The sequence below is a fragment of the Flammeovirga yaeyamensis genome (genome assembly GCF_018736045.1).
In the GTDB taxonomy this organism is placed as follows: domain Bacteria; phylum Bacteroidota; class Bacteroidia; order Cytophagales; family Flammeovirgaceae; genus Flammeovirga; species Flammeovirga yaeyamensis.
Window position 1 is genome coordinate 4,638,617 of sequence record NZ_CP076132.1, and the last position, 20,621, is coordinate 4,659,237.

Consider the following 20,621-nt stretch of genomic DNA (forward strand, 5'->3'; position numbering starts at 1 on the left):
TCATTATTTCAATTTAAATTTACTTACACCTGATTTCAGCTGAGCAGCCACTTCGTTCAATTGTTCCGAAGTTTCACCCATTTCTTTTACAGATTCTGACATTTCATCTGCAACACCGGCCACGTTTTTGGTTCCTGCTGCCGTGTCTTCAGATACCACTACAATCTTATCGATGTTTTGTACGACTGAGTCAATAGATGACTTTTGCGTTTCTGTCGCTTCCAATACATCTTTTGATAGGTTAAGTGTTTCTTCAGATGAATCAAGAATTGTTTTAAATACTTCAGAAGCGTCTTTCGTTGCACCGTTTCCGACTTTTACTGCTTCTTCCATTTTGTCTATGGCTTTCGTTGCTAATCCAACGTCTTTTTGAACGTCTTGAATTACCTTCTCAATACCACCGGCTGATTGTCTTGAATCCTCTGCAAGTTTCCTAATCTCTTCGGCTACAACTGCGAAACCTCTACCTGCTTCACCGGCTCTTGCGGCCTCAATTGCTGCGTTTAGGGCGAGTAGATTGGTTTGTGAGGCGATATCAGTAATTACTGTTAGTGCTCTTGAGATCTCTTCTGATCGTTTTGCCAAGACTTCAATTGAATTGGATGTAGACCCTGCCGAGTTTTCTATCGCATTCATGTTTTCTACCAAGTGTTTGACAATCTGCATACCGTTCTGACAAGATTCCATACCAGATTCAGCCGATCGGTTAATGACATGTGCCTTATTCCCTGTATCATCGGCTGCTTTCAAAATCTGATCTACCAACTGAGAAGATTCGTCCGTTCTAGATACCTGTTCCAACATACCAGCGTTAATTCCTTGAATGGCGTCTACCACTGTGGTTGTTGATTTATCCATGATACCGAACTTATCTTTCATGGCCTCTGATGATCCTGCTACCGTATTCGACATTCCTTCAATTTCTAATAGTAGTGTCTGAAGGTTGTCTAGGGCGTCGTTTAGACCATCAGCCATTTGTTTAATATCACCGGCTGATTTACCCACGAATCGTTGTGAAAGATCTCCTTTCGATAAACTCTTCGTTAGTGATTGGAATTCTAAAATTGGTTCAGAAATAGAGCTTAGTAAGTTGTTAAAGGCTTCGGTCAATTCATGCCATGCTCCTTGTGCACCAGCAATCTCTAGTCGTTCATCCAATCGTCCTTGATTACCGGCAATATGTACTACTCGGTTAATCTCGTTAATAAACTTCTTCAGGTTATCTCTTAATGATCGGTTATTATCAATCATACGACCAATATCAGAGTCCATATTGATATTACCAATATCTATCTTCGCATCGAAATTACCTTTAGCTAGCTCATCCAGGAATTCGGATAGTGCTACATATGCTGATTTAAACTCTGTGACGTCTGATGCGTATTTTACTACTTTGAATAAGTTACCGTCATCGTCCATAATTGGGTTATAGGTAGCTTGTAGCCAAACAGGATCTCCTGTTTTACTTACTCTTTGATATTCACCCGCATCGTGTTCACCATTTCTAAGTTTCTCCCAGAACTGTTTGTACTCGAAGCTATTGGCATCTTCGTTACTTACAAACATTCTATGGTGTTTACCTTGTACCTCTTCCAAAGTATAACCTGTTAGAGATAAGAAGTTATCATTGGCTGTAAGAATGTTTCCATTCATATCGAACTCTACCACTCCTTGTGCCTTGAGGATGGCGTTAATCTTACCTCGGTTTTCTGCATTGGCTAAACGTCTTTGTGTTACATCCTCTGCAATTTTTACTACTTTATAGAAGTTACCATCATGGTCTCGTACTGGGTTATAGGTGGCTTGTAACCATACCTCTTTTCCAGATTTAGTATATCGTTTATATACATTTCTATCGAACTCTCCTCTTCCGAGTTTCTCCCAGAACTGCTTGTATTCTTGAGAATCGCCATAGACCTTATCAACAAACATACTATGGTGAGAACCGATTAATTCTTCTCTACTGTATTCCGTATTTCTACTAAAGATATCGTTACAGTCCATGATATTACCAGTCAAATCAAACTCTACACGCATGTAGGAAGCATCAATGGCTGCAATCTTACCACGGTTATCTGCATTTTGAATTCTTCTTTGAGTAATATCCTGTAAGTAAGCGACAATCTTCACGTAGTTTCCATCGTAATCTTGAATTGGATTGTAAGAACCTTCCAGCCAAACTTCTTTGCCTTCTTTGGTCACACGTTTAAAGGAATCTACTACATATTGTCCTTTCTGTAATTTTGCCCACAGCTCTTTATTTTTGAGGGTGGCATCCTGATCTACTGGAACAAGTGTATCGTGAGGAACTCCAAGAAGTTCTCCTTCGTTGTATTCTAAGTTTTCTAAAATTGTGTCGTTGGCAGAAATCACATCGCCATCCATACTTAATTCTAATACACCTGATGATTTCGAGATAGCTTCATCAACACCATCTTTTTCGACTTTATTGTCCATTTGTTCCGTAATATCGAAACGAATACCAATAAACTTAATTGGTTTTCCATCAATATCAAGTACCGGTGCAATGGTTGCATCTACCCAGTAATAACCACCATTTTTCTTCTTGTTACGGTATTGTACTTTAAATACTCTACCTGACTGAATGGTCTCCCAAAGATCTTTAAATACTTCTTTAGGTGTAGATGGATGTCGTACAATGTTGTGAGGTTTACCAATCAACTCATCTACCGTATATCCAGATAAAGAAGCGAATGTTTCGTTGGCAAAAGTAATCGTACCATGCAAATCTGTTTCCGACATTAGAGCGGCAGAGTTAAAGGCATTTACTCTAGACTCTAATTCGTTCTTTAAGGCATCTGCTCTTCTTTGTGTCTCTACCTGATCGGTAATATCAGTTGCATATTTGATTACTTTATATGCTTGATTATTTAAGTCGAATATTGGATTATAGTTTGCTTGTAACCACATGATCGATCCATCTTTTCGAACTCTTCTATAAACACCTTCATCGTTTACACCTTGGTTGAGTTTTTCCCATAGCCTTTCGTATTCTATAGATTTAGCATAGCTTTCTTCTACTAACATTCTATGGTGTTTACCAAGCAATTCGTCTTTAGAGTATTGAGTTGTTTGGATAAATAAATCGTTACAATCTTGAATGTATCCATTTAAATCAAACTCTACTACTGCTTGCACCTCGTTTATTGCTTTGATCTTGGCTCTGTTTTCAGAGTTATTCAATCGACGTTCGGTTACATCTTCCGCAATTTTTACAATCTTGTAGATATTTCCTTCCTGATCTCGAATTGGGTTATAGGTAGCTTGTAACCAAACTTCAGCTCCTCCATTTGCAAAACGTTTGAATACCCCTTTTTCAAAATTACCATTTCTTAATTTTTTCCAGAAGTTTTCATATTCTTGAGAGTTACCGTAACTGTCGCCTACTAACTCTTTATGGTCAATACCTATTAATTGATCTTTTGAGAAGCCTACCACTTCGGCAAACATATCGTTGCATTCGATTATTCTTCTATTTAAATCAAATTCAACTCTCATGTAACTCACGTCAATCGCGGCAATTTTACCTCTGTTGTCTGCATTCGCTAAACGTCTTTCGGTTACATCCTCACAGATTTTTACTACTTTATAAACATTGCCCTCTGCATCTTTAATAGGATTGTATGTTGCCTGTAGCCAGATTTCTTTTCCTCCTGCTACTTTACGTTTGTAGATGTTTTTATCAAATTGACCTTTTCGTAACTTATCCCAGAAATCGGCGTACTCTTTTGATTTACCGTAAGTTTCATCTACCAAATTAATATGATCGAGACCAATCAATTCATCTTTAGAGAAACCAACTCCTTCTGCGAACAAATCATTACAATCAAGAATATGACGTTCTAAATCAAATTCTACTCTCATGTAACTATTATCGATAGCCGCAATCTTACCACGGTTATCTGCATTATTGGTTCTTCTTTCAGTAACATCCTCACAGATTTTTACAATCTTGTACACATTACCTTCAGCATCTTTGATTGGGTTATAAGTGGCTTGTAACCAAATTTCTCTTCCGCCTGCTACTTTACGCTTGTAGACGTTTTTATCAAATTCGCCTCTTCTTAATTTGTTCCAGAAATCGGCATAATCCTTTGATTTACCATATTCTTCATCAACTAAATTAATATGGTCTAAACCAATTAATTCTTCTTTTGTGAAACCAACACCTTCTGCAAAAAGATCATTACAATCGAGAATATGACGTTCCAGATCAAATTCTACTCTCATGTAACTATTATCGATAGCGGCAATCTTACCTCGGTTATCGGCGTTATTGGTTCTTCTTTCAGTAACATCCTCACAGATTTTCACCACTTTATAGACATTTCCATCGGCATCTTTAATTGGGTTATAAGTAGCTTGCAACCAAATTTCCTTACCGCCTGCTATCTTACGTTTATAGACGTTCTTATCAAATTGTCCTTTCCTTAGATTATTCCAGAAATCGGCATATTCTTTTGATTTGCCGTATTCTTCATCAACTAAGTTGATATGATCAAGTCCAATAAGTTCATCTTTAGAGAAGCCTACCCCTTCTGCAAAAAGATCGTTACAATCTAGAATATGACGTTCTAAATCAAATTCTACTCTCATATAACTGTTATCGATAGCCGCAATCTTACCACGGTTATCTGCGTTAGTCAATCTTCTTGCAGTTACATCTTCAGCAATTTTCACAATCTTGTAAATATTACCATCATGATCTCTTACTGGTGAATAAGTTGCTTGTAAAAATACTTCTTTACCACCAGCTACTACTCTTTTGTAAACGTTTTTATCGGATTCACCTCTTCCTAGCTTTGCCCAGAAATCTTCATACTCTTTAGAATTTCCGTAGCTTTCTTCAACAAGCATTTTATGAGAAGCCCCTATTAATTGCTCTTTAGGATAACCGGTACCCTCAGCAAAGAGATCGTTACAATCGAGAATGGTTTTATCTAAATCAAACTCTACTCTCATGTATGATTCATCAATCGCTGCGATTTTACCGCGATTATCTGAATTGGCTAAACGACGAGCGGTTACATCTTGAAGGTAAGCGATGATCTTTGTGTTATTGCCATCGAAATCTTTAATTACATTATAAGTACCTTCCAACCATTTTGTTCTTCCTTGAGCATCTAATCTTTTAAAGGTATTTTTATAAAACTCACCTCTTTTTAAACTTTTCTTTCTGTCTTTCTCAATACCTAGGTGTTCAGGTTCATTCGGTACTAATGAGGAATGTTGTTTACCTATGATATCTTCAACACTTGAATAACCTAAGATTTTAGAAATATGATCGTTGGCCTCAATAATGTTTTCATCTAGATCTAAGGTTAGCACGCCAGTTGATTCAGAAATTACTTCCTGAACAGCTTGCATTTCATTTTCCTGATCAATTTGTTTGGTTACATCGAAACGTACCCCAATATATTTTACAGGTTTTCCATTATTATCAAGCACTGGAGCAATGGTAGCTTGTACCCAATAGTGAGATCCATCTTTGGCCAAATTTCTATACGTCCCTTGGAAAATCTGTCCATTCTGAACTTTATCCCATAATTCTTTAAATAGTGATTTTGGATTTGCAGGGTGACGAACAATGGAGTGTGGTTTACCTATTAATTCTTCTGGAGTATAACCTGATAATTTTGCAAAGGTCTCATTAGCAAAAGTGATGGTACCATATAAATCAGTTTCTGATACCAAAGCTGCAGTATTAAAAATATTTACTCTTGAATCCAATTCGGATTGAATGTTGGCAAACTCTTTTTCCTTAGACATCACCTCAGTAACATCCATACCTAACATCAGGTAGCGTATGATACGTTTTTCATCGTCTAAGATTGGAGAGATAGTCACCTCCAACCATACAGGGTCACCCTCTTTTGTTACATTATTGAGCGTACCTGTATAGGTTTCTCCTTTACCAAGAATAGATAAAACACTTTCTGCAAAATTCTGTGGTGTATCTGGTGACAGTAATTTTGATAATGGTTCATTTAAAAGCTCCTTGGAAGAGTATCCAAAAGTACTTGCAAAATGATTATTACAGGAAACGATTGTGCCATCGGGGGCTGTTTCTGCAAGTAAAGCAGCTTTATCAAATGCTTTTAATTTTGCTTTAAGTTGATGTATTTCTTTTTGTAATTCTGCAGCTCCTTCAAAGAATTTCTTAGGACGTCCGTTACCTGCAGAGGCATCGTCTTTACTTAATAGACGATCTTTCTTGATGTTATCTCCAAGTGCCATTATTTAGATAGTTATTGGGTATTTTGATGTAACATGATTGGATCTGAGCAATGGGTTATTTAGGATCCGTTACAGAATTAAATACAATAGTTAAACTTTAATTTAATTATCTGGATGATAAGGACATTTTTTATTTTCCAGCTAACAATGTCATCATCTCTGAAATAGTAATAAGAGTTAGTAGACTACTAACCAAGATTTCATTTACTTAATTAATTTACGATTTTTTTAAAACAATATTACTATGCAATTAGTTATGCTAGGAATATTTATACACTTTCATAAAATTTTCTAGAAACATTAAATTGAGAAAATCATTTCTCTCAAAATAAAGCAATTATGCCTTTACAAGAGAGATAAATTCTCTTGCTACTCTCATGTATTGTATGGCTCCTGTAGATAAAGGAGCATACTCAAATATAGATTGTCCAAAAGAAGGAGCCTCTACTAATTTCACATCAATTCCTATATTGTTATTCAACACTCTAATACCAAAATTCTCTTTGATATGATTTAAGATTTCCATGGTGATGGATCTTCTTGTATCGAACATCACAGGTAAAATACCAAGAATAGTTAAGCTATTATTTAGGTTTTCTTTTATCTGAAAAACAGTTTCCAGGATTTGAGAAAGACCTTGCATACTTAATACCTCCATTTGCAAGGGGACCAATATATGATCTGATGCTGTTAAGGCATTAATACTTAAAATAGATAAAGCAGGAGCACAATCTATAAGTATATAGTCGTATTTTTTTCTCGCCTTATCTACTGCATTTCTTAAAATGAACTCTCTTCCCTCTGCATTGACTAACGATAATTCGGCATCGGCAAGAGACACATCAGAAGGTGCTACAAATATCCCTTCTCTTTCTACTGCGATATCTTTTAACTTCTCACCTTCTGTCAGTACATGAGACATTGATTTGGTGTATTTGTCTTGTACCCCAAAATGAAAAGTCATGTTTCCTTGGGCATCCATATCAATTACCAAAACCTTGTGACCAAGTTTTCCCAATGCCACCCCTAAATTAGTTGTGGTTGTGGTCTTACCTGTTCCTCCTTTTTGGTTTACTATTGATATTACTTTTGCTGTATCTGACATAATTACACAAATCTGTTATAAGTTTCTAGACATGAATATATCAAATATCATTCTAATGTGGATGATATGTGACGTAATTCTAATGTGTATATCAAATAATTTTATTGAAACGAAAAAGCCACTTACCTCAAAAAGAAGTAAGTGGCTGAATATATTTATCACTAAGTGATTAGATTAGACAATCACCTGTCATTTCTTCTGGCTGATCAACACCTACAATTTTAAGAACTGTTGGAGCGATATCACCTAACTTACCGTCTTTGATTTCACCGTCAAAATCTGGATCAACGAAGATACAAGGAACAAGGTTAGTTGTGTGAGCAGTGTTTGGAGAACCGTCAGGGTTCTTCATCACGTCTGAGTTACCGTGGTCAGCAATTACGATTGAAGAATAACCGTTATCTAAACCAGCTTCAACTACAGCTTTAGCACACTCGTCTACAGCTTCACATGCTGCTACTGCTGCTTCGAATACACCTGTATGACCTACCATATCAGCGTTAGCGAAGTTCAAGCAAACAAAATCAGCATCTCCTTTTTGTAATTCAGGAACAATTTTATCGCGGATATCACGAGCAGACATCTCCGGTTGTAAATCGTAAGTAGCTACTTTTGGAGATGGAGCCAACAAACGAGTTTCACCTTCGAATTCTTTTTCACGTCCACCTGAGAAGAAGAATGTTACGTGAGGATACTTTTCAGTTTCCGCAATTCTGATTTGCTTCTTACCTGCAGCCTCTAATACTTCACCTAAAGTTTGCGTCAAGTTATCTTTATGGAACAATACCTTCACTCCTTCGAATGTCTCATCGTACATTGTCATTGTAAGGTAGTTGATGTTCAATTTAGTCATACCGCCTTCTGGAATATCTCTTTGCGATAATGCTTGAGAGATTTCACGACCACGGTCAGTACGGAAGTTGAAGCAAAGTACTACATCACCTTCTTCGATTTTAGCTACAGGCTCACCATCAACAGTGTTTACCAATGGCTTGATAAATTCGTCAGTGATCCCTTCGTCGTATGACGCTTGGATAGCAGCATCGATATTATCTACTTTAGTTCCTTCAGCATTTACCATTACGTTATAAGCTAAAGCAACTCTTTCCCAACGGTTATCACGGTCCATTGCATAGTAACGACCTACTACTGAAGCAATTTGACCTGTAGTTTTAGACATGTGGTCCTCAACATCAGCGATAAAACCTTTACCAGACATTGGGTCACAGTCACGACCGTCAGTAAATGCGTGAACAAATACTTGATCTTTAGAAAGACCAGCAGTATTTGCTGCAGATAAAAGTCCTTTTAAGTGATTGACATGAGAGTGAACACCCCCGTCTGAAACCAATCCCATAAAGTGAACTTTTTTATTATTGTCTTGCGCATATTGGAATGCGTCTTTTAATTCTTGGATATCAGCAATAGAACCGTCAGCAACGGCATTGTTAATACGAACAAGCATTTGATAAACAACACGACCAGCACCTAAGTTCATGTGTCCCACTTCTGAGTTACCCATTTGACCTTCAGGAAGACCAACAGCAAGACCAGAAGCTTCTAATTTACTGTGCTTGTATTTTGTATATAATGAGTCGATGAAAGGAGTATTTGCCTGCTCAATTGCAGAAACTTTTGGATCAGGACCGATTCCCCAACCATCAAGGATCATTAAGATTGTTTTCTTGTTCATTTTGATAATTTTTTCCGATTAAATATTCAGTAATAACGAATGCGCAAATATACATCAACTATGTAATCTTATAAATGATATTCATCACACTAAATACCTTTTAAAAAGAATATTAGTAATGAAATAACTATGATTAAATCAATTCTTTTAAATGAAAACAATTAACACATTCAAACAGTTATAATATCTATAAAACAATCTTTAAATAATACAATTTAATTCGGCTTATTTTTCTTAAATTGTAAAAAATGAACCGAACCTTCTATCTACTTAACCCCTAGTCAAATGAAAAAGCTTATCTCTATTACTCAGGTCCTTATAATTACAACTTGCTTCTCCTTTATTTCGTGTGAAAATGCTGAGTTAGCGAATACTGCAAATGCAGTAGCCGGAAATTATCAAATAACTAATATTTCAGCGAAAACCAATCAAGGACAAGCCACTGTTCAACACAATCCAGAATTTGATAAAATTATTATCTCGGCTACAGATGAAAGAACTGTAAAAATTGATGTGATTGTAACTACGGCAAAAGTTTCGATTGGTACTTCAAACGCTAATTTATTACAAACTATATATCATGATGTAAGCGTTGAGGGTAACAATGAAAACAATACGTTCACTTTGACCAAAACAATCAACATGGATAATAACGCTACCCTTGTAGGTCATGTTAATAGCAACAGCGAATTAATGCTTGAGTATAAAATATCTGGAACTGAATTATTTTCTATAACAGCATATAGACCCTAAATAATTATTTATTTAAAAAAATAATAGCATAGATTTTGTTTAACAACATTTAATAATTGTCTTTACAGTAATCTCATATTGAATGAGGTTACTTTTTATTTTTTTAATCTAATTTTGACTTCACTATGAAATTAAAAGTATTGTTTGTCTCGATTCTATCGTCATTAATGTTTTTCTCTTGTTCAGACGATGTAATCAATGACTTAGTTGATTCTGTCATCAGTTTTGGTGATGCAAAAGCAACGGTAGACGGAACTGAAAAAGATTTTAGTAACTATGCTGGCTATAGAATTAGTGGTAATTCAACAGCTCTTTATTTTGCAGATTTTGAATTTAAAGTAACTGAACTTGATGTTAAAGGGCATGCTATTTTAGGATTCATGCACACTGACCTTTTTGATACATCAGAAGGAGTTGAAATCAATCTTTCTAATGCTCCAGGAATTGCTACAGACCCAATTAAAGGTTTAGGTGGCGCTTTATATCTTACTAATGTTTCTGCTCAAGATTTATATGATTTGGTTGTTGAGTATAACAAGAATCAAAATATACAGGCGGTTATTCAGCTTGCTGGACAAAAAGATGTAGTAGTACAAAGAGCTACTGTAGTTGATATTGTTACTAATCTAGATATTGCTGGTAATATCACATTCAAATTCTCAAAAATTGCTGATGATAAAGCTTCAGGAACATTTAGTTTCAAAGCATACAGCGATGATGGTAACGTTGAAGTAACTAACGGTACTTTCACAGATACACCAATGGATACTTTCGATTTCAGCAACTAGTCAAAAGATATCTTACACATAAAGAGCTTATTACACCCGATAAGCTCTTTTTTTTATACCCTATTTTTAGTAAATTATGGTAAGCCCCAATACTAACCCTTACCATTATGTACTTACTCATCTTCCTTTCTATTATCCTTTCCCCAATTTTATCAAACAGTAGCTCTGAAAAAAGAATTGCTGAATCAAAAGTGGTTTTTGAAGTCATCAATCATCAAGCAGAAAATATGGATGACATTCCTTTGGAGATTTATCAAAAAGATCAACTAATTGCAAAGTTTTACACTAAAAAACTTACAGCCATTTCTCTGCCTGTAGAAGACTATCAATTCAAAGTATTTTACTGTGATGATACGTATACTATCAATACTACCCTCCATAAAAGTCGACATCATTTAGTGTTCGTTTTGGATGAAAAACCTTGCAATGAACCATTACTTTTACTGAAATAAACCGTTGCCTCATATTTATTAGCTTAAATTTATTGTGTACTCCCTCATATCGTTTAATTTCGCATTCTAAACGCTTATTTCAAGAGAGTCTTTTCTCTCTACAAGAAACTAAGTGATGTACAACTGAAGATATAAGATTTAAATAACAGGATGGGAACGCAAACAGAATCGAAGTTGACGTTATCTAATCGTTTTGATAACATTACTGAATCTGCCACTTTAGTGATGGCTGTAAAAGCAAGAGAATTACAAGCTAAAGGGGTGAATGTAATTAAGTTGAACTTAGGTGAGCCTGATTTTCCAACGCCACAATACATTCAAGATGCTGCGAAGGAAGCAATCGACGAAGGAAAATATTTTTCTTACCCACCTGTTCCAGGCTACCCAGAATTAAGACAAGCCATTGCTGATAAGCTAGATAGAGAAAATAACTTATCTTACAAAGCAGAAAATATTGTTGTTTCTGCTGGTGCCAAGCACTCTGTAGCCAACGTAATGTTGAGTATCTTAAACCCAGGTGATGAAGTGATTGTATTCTCTCCTTATTGGGTATCCTACACTGATCAGATTCACTTAGCTGGCGGTACTCCAGTTATCCTTTCAGGTAGTATCGAAAATGACTTTAAAGTTACTCCAGAAGAATTACGTGCTGCAATCACTCCTAATACAAAAGCTATTTTATTCTCTTCTCCTTGTAACCCTACAGGCACTGTATTTACAAAAGAGGAATTAAGAGGTATTGCTGATGAGGTAGTAAAACACGATAACATTTACATCGTTTCTGATGAAATTTACGAATACATCAATTTTGGAGGCAAACACTTTAGCATTGCACAATTTGATGATGTAAAGGACAGAACAGTCGTTGTGAATGGTTTTTCTAAAGGTTTTGCTATGACGGGATGGAGAATCGGTTATGTAGCCGCTCCACTTCACTTGGCTAAAGCTTGTACTAAAATCCAAGGTCAGGTCACTTCTGGTATCAATACAATTACCCAAAGAGCATGTATTGCTGCTCTAAAAGGTGATAGTGCTTCAGTTATTGAAGAAATGCGTACTGCTTACTTGAGAAGAAGAGACCTTCTTAAATCGATGCTTGACGAAATCGAAGGTGTAAAAACAAATCTTCCACAAGGTGCATTCTACATCTTCCCAGATTTCAGTGCTTTCTTTGGTAAGTCATTCAATGGTGAGGTAATCAAAGACTCTTCTGATTTATGTATGTTCTTCTTAAACGAAGCACACGTATCTACAGTAGCAGGTGCAGCGTTTGGAGCACCAAACTGCATCCGTATTTCCTATGCTGCTTCTGATGAAGAATTAGTTCAAGCAGTAAAACAAATCAAAGAAGCTCTTAATAAGTTATCATAAATTCAACGTCAGTTTAATGTATTCGTACATTAAACTGACTTTTTTCTTTTGAATAGATCAAATAATAAACCCATGAGTATAAGAGAAGCGTTAGACAAATTTAATGGCCTCAAAGCATTAGTCATTGGCGATGTGATGATAGACTCCTATGTATGGGGGAATGTCGACAGAATCAGTCCTGAAGCTCCTGTACCAATCGTTAACGTGAAAGATAGAGAATCCAGAATGGGAGGAGCTGCCAACGTAGCAAAGAACCTTCATTACTTGGGTGCTGAACCTATCTTATGCTCTGTAGTTGGTAATGATGGTAGTGCCGATACTTTTATGAATCTTTGCGATTCCCTTAATATCTCAAAAGAGGGAATTATACGTTCTGAAAGTCGTATTACTACGATAAAACACCGTGTGATTGCAAGTGCACAACATGTACTAAGAATCGACCACGAAGACGATGCTCCTTTAAACGCTAAAGATACCGATCTTCTATTTGACAACATCAAGAAATTAGCTGAAGATGCTGATGTGATTATTTTTGAGGATTATGATAAAGGGGTAATTACTCCCGAATTAATCTCTAAAGTCATTCAGTTAGCGAAAGAAAAAAATATTCCTACCACTGTCGATCCAAAGAAAAGAAACTTCTTATGTTATGAAGGTGTTACTCTTTTCAAGCCTAATCTTAAAGAAATGAGAGAAGGTTTAAAATTCGATTTTGATGGGGGTGTGATTGATGAGGTGAAAGCCGCTACCAAAGAATTAAAGTCAAAAATGGATAACGACCATACTATGGTGACTTTATCCGAACATGGGGTATATATTTCAAACCATCAATCTGATGTTCATATACCGGCTCATAAGAGAGAAATAGCCGATGTTTCTGGTGCAGGCGATACCGTAATCAGTATTGCTTCTTTGGCATTAGCAGTCGGTTTACCAATGGATCAAGTGGCTGGATTGGCTAATCTTGGTGGTGGATTGGTATGTGAATCGGTAGGTGTGGTACCTATCAATAAAGAAGCGTTGTTGGAAGAGGCGGAAAGAAAACTTTAATATGATTTCTAAAGAAGAAAAAAAGAAAGCATTTAAAACCACATGGTTGAGCATCATCGGGAATATATTCCTAACTTCAGTAAAGGGAACTGTGGGTATCATAGGAAATTCACAAGCCATGATTGCCGATGCCATCGAATCTTGTGCAGATATTATTTCTTCTTTTGTCGTTTTAGCTGGATTAAACTTTTCTACCAAGGCCCCGGACGAAAACCATCCGTACGGTCATGGTAAATTTGAGCCTATTGCAACATTTATCACTATAGGTTTTCTGGTTACTTCGGCTTTAATCATTGCCGAACAAAGTATCACTCGCATCATAGAAGGTACAACAGAGTCCCCTTCCCAATATACTTTGATTGTTTTGGGTGTGATCATCCTTATCAAATACGGTTTATACAAATTTGTAAAGAAAAGAGGCAAAGTCCTCAACTCTTCTTCATTGGAAGCAGATGCTGGACACCATCGAAGTGATGCAATGATTTCACTTTCTGCTTTTATTGGCATAGCTATCTCTATTTTTGGAGGCGAAGGTTATGAAACAGCTGATTCTTGGGCCGCACTTTTTGCTGTCTTAATCATACTTTTTAATAGTTATTTATTGTTTCGTCCTGCTTTTGGAGAAATTATGGACGAAAATCTGTACGATGATTTTATCGATAAGGTAAAGCAAGAATCTCAAAAGATTGAAGGAGTTATTGCTCCGGAAAAATGCTTTATCAGAAAAATGGGTTTTAAATTTTACATAGATCTTCATATTATTGTCGACGGCGAAATCTCGGTAAGAGAAGGTCATGACATTGCCCATAACGTAAAAGATTCTCTTAAAGCCGACTTCAACGAAATAGCAGATGTGTTGATTCATGTAGAACCCACATCAAAAACATAAAATAAGCAACTCTATCATAGAACTATGGGGTTAAAATCTTTTTTAAGTAAGCCATTTGCTGCTTACGTTGTCAAGAAACAATCCGAGTGGGTACAAAACCCTTCTCGAGCTCAGGATAAGGTATTCAATAACCTTATTGAAGTGGGCAAAACTACTGCTTTTGGCAAAGACCATCATTTCGCAGATATCAAAAACTACGAGGACTTTAAAAAGCATGTCCCTATTGTCGATTATGAGCAACTTCGTCCATACGTCGATAGAATTATAAAAGGTGAAAGTGATATTCTTTGGAGAGGAAAACCCGCTTATTTTGCAAAAACCTCTGGTACGACTTCAGGAGCAAAATATATCCCTTTAACAAAGGATTCTATCCCTAACCATATCAACTCGGCTAGAAATGCCATGTTGAATTATGTGCATGAAACGGGTAATTCTAAATTTCTAGATAGAAAATTGATATTCCTTTCAGGATCACCTATTCTAGATACTTCCGGAGAAATCCTAACAGGACGTTTGTCTGGCATAGTGAATCACCATGTTCCTGGATATTTAAGAAGAAATCAAATGCCTAGTTATGATACCAATTGCATCGAAGATTGGGAGATCAAACTAGAACATATTATAGATGAAACTCTCGCTCAAGATATGTCATTAATCTCAGGTATCCCACCTTGGGTACAGATGTATTTCGACAGAATTCAGGAAAGAACGGGAAAAAGTATCAAAGAGGTATTCCCGAATTTTGAGATGTTTATTTACGGAGGAGTAAACTTTGAGCCTTACCGCAAAAAGTTATACGACTCTATTGGAAAAGATATTCCTTCTATCGAATTATTCCCTGCCTCTGAAGGATTCTTCGCTTTCCAAGATTCTCAAGAAGAAGAAGGTCTTTTATTACAATTGGATTCTGGTATTTTCTATGAGTTTATCCCATCAGACGAATATTTTGATGATAACCCAACGAGATTAAGAATCGAAGATGTAGAAGTGGGTAAAAACTATGCTTTGATTATTAACTCGAATGCAGGTTTATGGGGATATTCTATTGGAGATACTGTTAAGTTCGTTTCTAAGGACCCTTACCGTTTGATCGTATCGGGAAGAATCAAACACTATATCTCTGCCTTTGGCGAGCACGTGATTGGAGAAGAAGTGGAAAAAGCCATGAAACATGCTTTGGAACAATTCCCGGAAGTTAAAATCACAGAGTTCTCAGTAGCACCTCAAGTAACTCCAACTGAGGGACTACCATATCACGAGTGGTTGATCTCCTATGAAAGTGAACCTAATAACCCCGAAGAGTTTGCACTTTCTATAGATAACAAACTCAGAGAATTGAACACTTATTACGATGATTTGATAACAGGAAGCATTTGCAGAACACTTGTGGTTACTCCTTTACAAAGAGATGCTTTCCAACAATATATGAAATCGATTGGTAAACTTGGAGGACAAAATAAGGTGCCTAGATTATCAAATGATCGAAAAATTGCTGATTTAATCAGTGAATGGAAAAAATAAATTTTGAATCCTTCTAATTATACGATTTGTGTTGTATAATTGGAAGGACTTTTTATTTGATTTAATAGCAACAAATACAAACTAACTAATTGATTAAAAAAAATCATTTCTCTTTAATCATTTATAATTATTTTTTGTAATTTGAATATGCATTCGGAAAAATAGCATATTTCAAATGCTAACTACTGAATCAAGGCAGTACACTCAAAACCTGACATGAGCAAAAAGATAAAAACGATATTACTTGTTGATGACAACGACACAGATAACTTTATCAATAGCAGAATTATTGAGTTAACAGAATTTGCTGAAGAAATCATCATCAAAAATTCTGGTAAGAAAGCATTAGAATTTCTTCAAGAAAGACTTGATCAAAATGAGACTCTCCCTAGTTTAATCTTATTGGATATCAATATGCCAATTGTTGATGGATTTGTATTCCTATATGAATTTGAAAACTTCGCCGACGAGCTGAAAAATAAATGTAAGATAGCTATTCTTTCTAGTTCAGATAACGAATCTGATATCGAGAGAATCGTCAATAACGAATATGTGATCAAGTTTATCACCAAACCTCTCACAGAAGAGTCTCTTCTTGAAGTGGGTGATCTATTACCTTAAAGTACATTATTAAGAAATCAATATGGGTTAATTAGGATATAACGTTTTAATTATACCCTTTTTTAAAAAGGCGATCTTAAACCAATAAGATCGCCTTTTATTTTTCTAATTAGGAATCGCTAAAAATATGGTGATATCATCTCTTTGCTGATAATTATCAGACATCTCTTTTCTTAGATAAGTATCCAATTCTTTTATACAGTCCTTGGTATATTTTAAATAATACCTTTGGAGCATTTCTCTAAACTTGAGGGTGCCAATTTTACCATTGATACCATTCTGGTCTACAAATCCATCAGAATATAAACAGATCATTGTATCCGGTTGAATTTTTAATTTGGTTACTTCGAATCTCCTTTTGCGTTGGAAAGCTCCTCCAATTGATCTATTGGTGGATTTTAATGGGGTAATACCATTTTCGTCTACGATTAAGCCTTTTCCTTTCGCTCCAGCAAATGACAAATTATATTCCTGATCCACATAGGCTACAGAAATATCCATACCGTCCCTATTACCATGTATATCACTTTGTCTTAGCTTATCAAAGAAATAACCATCCAACTGTTCCAATAAAATGGCAGGAGACTCAGGAAGCTCTTCTAGACGATCTAATGCCTCTAACCCTACCATGGATAACAAAGCTCCGGGTACACCATGACCTGTACAGTCGCCCACAACCATCAAGGTTTTATTTCCATATTGTCTAGCAAAGTAGAAATCGCCAGATACGTGGTCCTTGGGTTTATACAATACACTTGCTTCAGAAAAAATCTTATCCAGCTCATTTTGCCTGGTCAATAACGCTACCTGAATAGTTTCCGCATAACGAATTGAATCCGTCACCTGATCCATGGATTTTGTAAGCTCCATATGATGTTGCTCTATAGCATCTCTTTGAGATTCTATTTCTTCCTTCTGAGCATTCATCTCTTCGTTGGTTTGAGACAACTCTTCACCGAATTGAATTAATTCATCTGAATTTTGTTTTAGCTTATTCTGAAATGAAGTAGTCTGAATATCGATTGATTTGATATCGTTACTTATGTTCAGTAAAATTCCTAAATCAAATAACCAATTGATAAATAATAAGTGATGATGCTTTAAAGGTACTTCCAATAAAGGACCTCCATGAATTAACTCAATAACAAATAACGAAGAAATGAGTGTTACAGAATAAATTAAAATCAGTCTCCCTTTTTCTTTACCTAGAAACCAATAGGAGGTAATTAAAGTTGTAGCAATCCAAGCTATAGCATGCGATTGCATCCCCCCAGAAATTAGCGAAAATACTAATAATGCGGTAATTAGTATAACTATATAAGCCGTACATAGCTTTTCCCACTTTACTTTTCCTTTCAGAAAATAAATAACTCCTAGAAAAGGAATTCCTGTAAATACCACAAAGGCTCCTAATTGATAATCAAGGATAAAAAATTCTACAAATGAGAAAAAGACAACAAAAGCTAAACTGAATTTCACTTTTCGCCAAAAACTCATCTCTTTGTCCATCTCTATTTTAGTTGCATAAAGTAGATGATGTCCGCCTAAAGGTGCAGTCATAAAAATTTAAAAAATAGGTCAATAAATTATAGCAATAACAACGTATTATTTAGTTGTAGTAAAAAGTTATTTAGTTGTTATTAGTCGCTGATCGATGATAGTTGAATAACAAAAACGTTGACAAAAATTTACATTTCGTTAAATTGTTATTTACAATTTAGTTAATAAAAGTTATTAAAGTAACGCTGTTTCATTATGTTGTTTTAACACTTAATCGAACAAGTAAAAAGTATTACAAAAGTTAGACTATAAAAAAAGGTGCTTAATTAAGCACCTTTCAATTTTATTTTAAACCGTAGGTATTACGGACCATTTTCTCTGCTACTTTATCAGGTAAAAATCTTTTTGCAAAGGCCAACAATCCTGCATTACCTCCTGACACATAAATTGGAGAAGGTGCTTTCTTCAATATCACATTCATGACTGTATTTGAAATTACGGTAGCTGACTCTGCTTTCGACATACTCGATTTTACACTTTGTCGAATATTATCTGCATATGGGAAGTACTCAGACTCCTCAGAACAGTTAAAGTCGGGAACAATATTCGATGCAATATGATTAGGCTCAACTAATGCAACGTGAACATTAAACTCCTTCATTTCGCTTCTCAACGATTGTGTATATCCGGATAGGGCAAACTTCGTTGCACAGTAACTTGAATAATAAGGAGCAGCAAATCGACCGTTTAATGAACCGATATTTACAATGGTACCCGCTCTTCTTTCTCTCATTTGTGGCAAAATCTTCTTTGTCAATTGAATTAAACCAAAGAAATTCACCTCAAATAAAAATCTTAATTTTTCAAGACTGGTTTCCTCTACAGGACCAATTTGCGACTGGCCTGCATTGTTTACCAAAACATCTATTCTTTGATCTTTAATTTCGTTCCAGCATGCATCAATACTTTCTGGAGAGGCAATATCTAAAGCTACATACTGAACTCCCTCCAACTTGTCTTTTATAGTATCTGGGTTTCTAGATGTACCTATAACTTTGTATCCTTTCTCTAAAGCTGACTTTGCAATGGACTTCCCAATTCCGGAAGATGCACCTGTAATAAAGATCGTTTGTTTCATGATAAAATTTTGATTTAGTGCGAATTTATAGAATTCAGTCAAATGAAGTAGTAAATCCATCAAATTTTAAAACAAAATATTAGTCATTTTAGTAATATGTGTTGATCTTTATTCTAATTAAGAATACGCATCACATCCGTTCGACTTATTATTTAAATCATACATAACCGATCACATGAAAAACTTTGAATTGTGGAACCCAACACGTTTGGTATTTGGAGAAAATCAATTAGAAAACGTACACAAGCACATTCCTGCAGGTGTTAAGAATATTTTATTAGTATTTGGTGGAGGTAGCATTAAGAAAAATGGTGTACACGAAACCGTTACTGCTGCATTAAAAGACTACAACGTCGTTGACTTTGGTGGTATTGAGCCTAACCCTCGCTACGAAACAATTATGAAGGCTAGAGAAGTGGCATTAAAAGAAAATGTAGACTTTATTTTAGCTGTTGGTGGTGGATCTGTTATCGATGCTTGTAAGTTTTTATGTGTAGCTACTCCATATACGGATGGTGACCCTTGGGACATTATCACAAAGCGTTTGGGTAAAGTAGTGACAGAGGCGATTCCTTTTGGTACAGTGCTTACATTACCAGCCACTGGATCTGAAATGAACTCTGGTTCTGTAGTTACTAGAGAATCATCAAAAGAAAAATTAGCTTTTGGAGGTCCATTGTGTTTCCCTAAATTCTCTGTTTTAGATCCTAGAGTTGTTGCTTCACTTCCTGAGCGTCAAATTGTGAATGGTATTACAGATGCTTTCACACACGTGTTAGAACAATACCTTACTTACCCTGCTGATGCTCCATTACAGGATCGTTTTGCTGAAGGTATTCTTCAAACTTTAGTAGAAATTGGACCTAAAGTGATTCACAATCCATCGGACAGTACGGTAGCAGGTAACTTTATGTTCTGCTGTACTATGGCGTTGAATGGTTTGATTCAACAAGGTGTGCCTACCGATTGGGCTACTCACATGATTGGTCACGAGTTAACGGCATTGTTTGAAATAGACCATGCACGTACTTTGGCGATTATTGGCCCTAACTTATACCGAGTGATGTTCAACAATAAAAAAGAGAAGTTGGCACAGTACGGCGAAAGAGTTTGGGGAATTACAGAGGGAAGCTTAGAAGAAAAAGCACAGAAAACGATAGAAAGAACTGTTGAGTTCTTCCATTCTATGGGCATCAAAACTAAGATCTCTGATTATACTGAAGATTACTCTGAAGTTGCCAAAACCATTACTTCACGCTTTGAAGAAAGAAAGTGGATGGGTCTTGGAGAAAGAGGTGATGTGACCTTAGAAAAAGTAGAAGAAATTGTAGAAATGAGTCTTTAGTGCTCGAATCTTCATCTATAAAAAAGAGCTTGTGATAGTATTATCGCAAGCTCTTACTTTTTATTCTAATCCCTTTTTTCTGGATTCTGTAAACAACTTTTGATAGTTGTTCTTTTTATAAAAACGTCTTTTCGTCT

The 20,621-nt window shown here is 35.8% G+C and carries 14 protein-coding genes; 9 read left to right on the forward strand and 5 right to left on the reverse strand.

The annotated features are described in order from the left end of the window. Positions 1 to 3 precede the first annotated feature (3 nt). From KMW28_RS18495 to gpmI, 3 genes are all read right to left on the reverse strand, one after another. Entirely contained in the window at positions 4 to 6,258 is a 6,255-nt protein-coding gene (locus KMW28_RS18495; RefSeq protein ID WP_169666792.1) for a methyl-accepting chemotaxis protein, read from the reverse strand. A gap of 337 nt (positions 6,259 to 6,595) precedes the next feature. After that, on the reverse strand, positions 6,596 to 7,363 hold the full coding sequence (locus KMW28_RS18500; protein WP_169666789.1) for a ParA family protein: 768 nt from the start codon (positions 7,361 to 7,363) through the stop codon (positions 6,596 to 6,598). 169 nt (positions 7,364 to 7,532) lie between these two features. Beyond that, positions 7,533 to 9,056, reverse strand: coding sequence for a 2,3-bisphosphoglycerate-independent phosphoglycerate mutase (gpmI, locus tag KMW28_RS18505; protein WP_066212040.1), 1,524 nt, complete (start codon positions 9,054 to 9,056; stop codon positions 7,533 to 7,535). Positions 9,057 to 9,341: 285 nt separating this feature from the next. Here gpmI and KMW28_RS18510 point away from each other — a divergent pair, with 285 nt between their 5' ends. The 8 genes from KMW28_RS18510 to KMW28_RS18545 all read left to right on the forward strand — a co-directional run bounded on the left by KMW28_RS18510 (position 9,342) and on the right by KMW28_RS18545 (position 16,501). Continuing rightward, positions 9,342 to 9,809: a hypothetical protein gene (locus KMW28_RS18510; protein ID WP_066212038.1), complete on the forward strand. Its 468-nt coding sequence runs from the start codon at positions 9,342 to 9,344 to the stop codon at positions 9,807 to 9,809. A 125-nt stretch (positions 9,810 to 9,934) separates the two neighbouring features. Further along, positions 9,935 to 10,597, forward strand: a complete 663-nt coding sequence (locus KMW28_RS18515) for a hypothetical protein (protein WP_169666786.1) — start codon at positions 9,935 to 9,937, stop codon at positions 10,595 to 10,597. 107 nt (positions 10,598 to 10,704) lie between these two features. Next, positions 10,705 to 11,049 carry a hypothetical protein gene (locus KMW28_RS18520; protein ID WP_169666783.1) on the forward strand — a complete coding sequence of 115 codons (345 nt, stop codon included), beginning with the start codon at positions 10,705 to 10,707 and terminating at the stop codon, positions 11,047 to 11,049. A gap of 150 nt (positions 11,050 to 11,199) precedes the next feature. Next, positions 11,200 to 12,420 carry a pyridoxal phosphate-dependent aminotransferase gene (locus KMW28_RS18525; RefSeq protein WP_169666780.1) on the forward strand — a complete coding sequence of 407 codons (1,221 nt, stop codon included), beginning with the start codon at positions 11,200 to 11,202 and terminating at the stop codon, positions 12,418 to 12,420. A 72-nt stretch (positions 12,421 to 12,492) separates the two neighbouring features. Beyond that, a complete protein-coding gene (locus KMW28_RS18530; RefSeq protein WP_169666776.1) occupies positions 12,493 to 13,470 on the forward strand; it encodes a bifunctional heptose 7-phosphate kinase/heptose 1-phosphate adenyltransferase in 978 nt (325 codons plus the stop codon). Position 13,471: 1 nt separating this feature from the next. Then, positions 13,472 to 14,359, forward strand: a complete 888-nt coding sequence (locus KMW28_RS18535; protein WP_169666774.1) for a cation diffusion facilitator family transporter — start codon at positions 13,472 to 13,474, stop codon at positions 14,357 to 14,359. Positions 14,360 to 14,383: 24 nt separating this feature from the next. Continuing rightward, positions 14,384 to 15,880 carry a GH3 auxin-responsive promoter family protein gene (locus tag KMW28_RS18540; RefSeq protein ID WP_169666771.1) on the forward strand — a complete coding sequence of 499 codons (1,497 nt, stop codon included), beginning with the start codon at positions 14,384 to 14,386 and terminating at the stop codon, positions 15,878 to 15,880. A 216-nt stretch (positions 15,881 to 16,096) separates the two neighbouring features. Then, positions 16,097 to 16,501: a response regulator gene (locus KMW28_RS18545; RefSeq protein WP_066212026.1), complete on the forward strand. Its 405-nt coding sequence runs from the start codon at positions 16,097 to 16,099 to the stop codon at positions 16,499 to 16,501. Positions 16,502 to 16,606: 105 nt separating this feature from the next. On the opposite strand, the gene KMW28_RS18550 is transcribed toward KMW28_RS18545, so the two are convergent. Continuing rightward, a complete protein-coding gene (locus KMW28_RS18550) occupies positions 16,607 to 18,061 on the reverse strand; it encodes a SpoIIE family protein phosphatase (protein ID WP_169666768.1) in 1,455 nt (484 codons plus the stop codon). A gap of 283 nt (positions 18,062 to 18,344) precedes the next feature. Further along, the gene (locus tag KMW28_RS18555) at positions 18,345 to 19,139 is read right to left on the reverse strand and encodes an SDR family oxidoreductase (protein ID WP_169666765.1); all 795 of its coding nucleotides are present in this window, start codon (positions 19,137 to 19,139) and stop codon (positions 18,345 to 18,347) included. A gap of 175 nt (positions 19,140 to 19,314) precedes the next feature. Here KMW28_RS18555 and KMW28_RS18560 point away from each other — a divergent pair, with 175 nt between their 5' ends. Further along, positions 19,315 to 20,484 (forward strand): iron-containing alcohol dehydrogenase, encoded by a 1,170-nt coding sequence (locus KMW28_RS18560; RefSeq protein ID WP_169666762.1) that lies wholly within the window; start codon positions 19,315 to 19,317, stop codon positions 20,482 to 20,484. Positions 20,485 to 20,621 lie beyond the last annotated feature (137 nt).

What these genes read in the sequence shown, in the direction of transcription:
- KMW28_RS18520 (WP_169666783.1), top strand. Translation starts at nt 10,705, where the DNA reads ATGTACTTACTCATCTTCCTTTCTATTATCCTTTCCCCAATTTTATCA.
- gpmI (WP_066212040.1), bottom strand. Translation starts at nt 9,056, where the DNA reads ATGAACAAGAAAACAATCTTAATGATCCTTGATGGTTGGGGAATCGGT.
- KMW28_RS18500 (WP_169666789.1), bottom strand. Translation starts at nt 7,363, where the DNA reads ATGTCAGATACAGCAAAAGTAATATCAATAGTAAACCAAAAAGGAGGA.
- KMW28_RS18510 (WP_066212038.1), top strand. Translation starts at nt 9,342, where the DNA reads ATGAAAAAGCTTATCTCTATTACTCAGGTCCTTATAATTACAACTTGC.
- KMW28_RS18550 (WP_169666768.1), bottom strand. Translation starts at nt 18,061, where the DNA reads ATGACTGCACCTTTAGGCGGACATCATCTACTTTATGCAACTAAAATA.
- KMW28_RS18540 (WP_169666771.1), top strand. Translation starts at nt 14,384, where the DNA reads ATGGGGTTAAAATCTTTTTTAAGTAAGCCATTTGCTGCTTACGTTGTC.
- KMW28_RS18560 (WP_169666762.1), top strand. Translation starts at nt 19,315, where the DNA reads ATGAAAAACTTTGAATTGTGGAACCCAACACGTTTGGTATTTGGAGAA.
- KMW28_RS18535 (WP_169666774.1), top strand. Translation starts at nt 13,472, where the DNA reads ATGATTTCTAAAGAAGAAAAAAAGAAAGCATTTAAAACCACATGGTTG.
- KMW28_RS18515 (WP_169666786.1), top strand. Translation starts at nt 9,935, where the DNA reads ATGAAATTAAAAGTATTGTTTGTCTCGATTCTATCGTCATTAATGTTT.
- KMW28_RS18530 (WP_169666776.1), top strand. Translation starts at nt 12,493, where the DNA reads ATGAGTATAAGAGAAGCGTTAGACAAATTTAATGGCCTCAAAGCATTA.
- KMW28_RS18545 (WP_066212026.1), top strand. Translation starts at nt 16,097, where the DNA reads ATGAGCAAAAAGATAAAAACGATATTACTTGTTGATGACAACGACACA.
- KMW28_RS18495 (WP_169666792.1), bottom strand. Translation starts at nt 6,258, where the DNA reads ATGGCACTTGGAGATAACATCAAGAAAGATCGTCTATTAAGTAAAGAC.
- KMW28_RS18525 (WP_169666780.1), top strand. Translation starts at nt 11,200, where the DNA reads ATGGGAACGCAAACAGAATCGAAGTTGACGTTATCTAATCGTTTTGAT.
- KMW28_RS18555 (WP_169666765.1), bottom strand. Translation starts at nt 19,139, where the DNA reads ATGAAACAAACGATCTTTATTACAGGTGCATCTTCCGGAATTGGGAAG.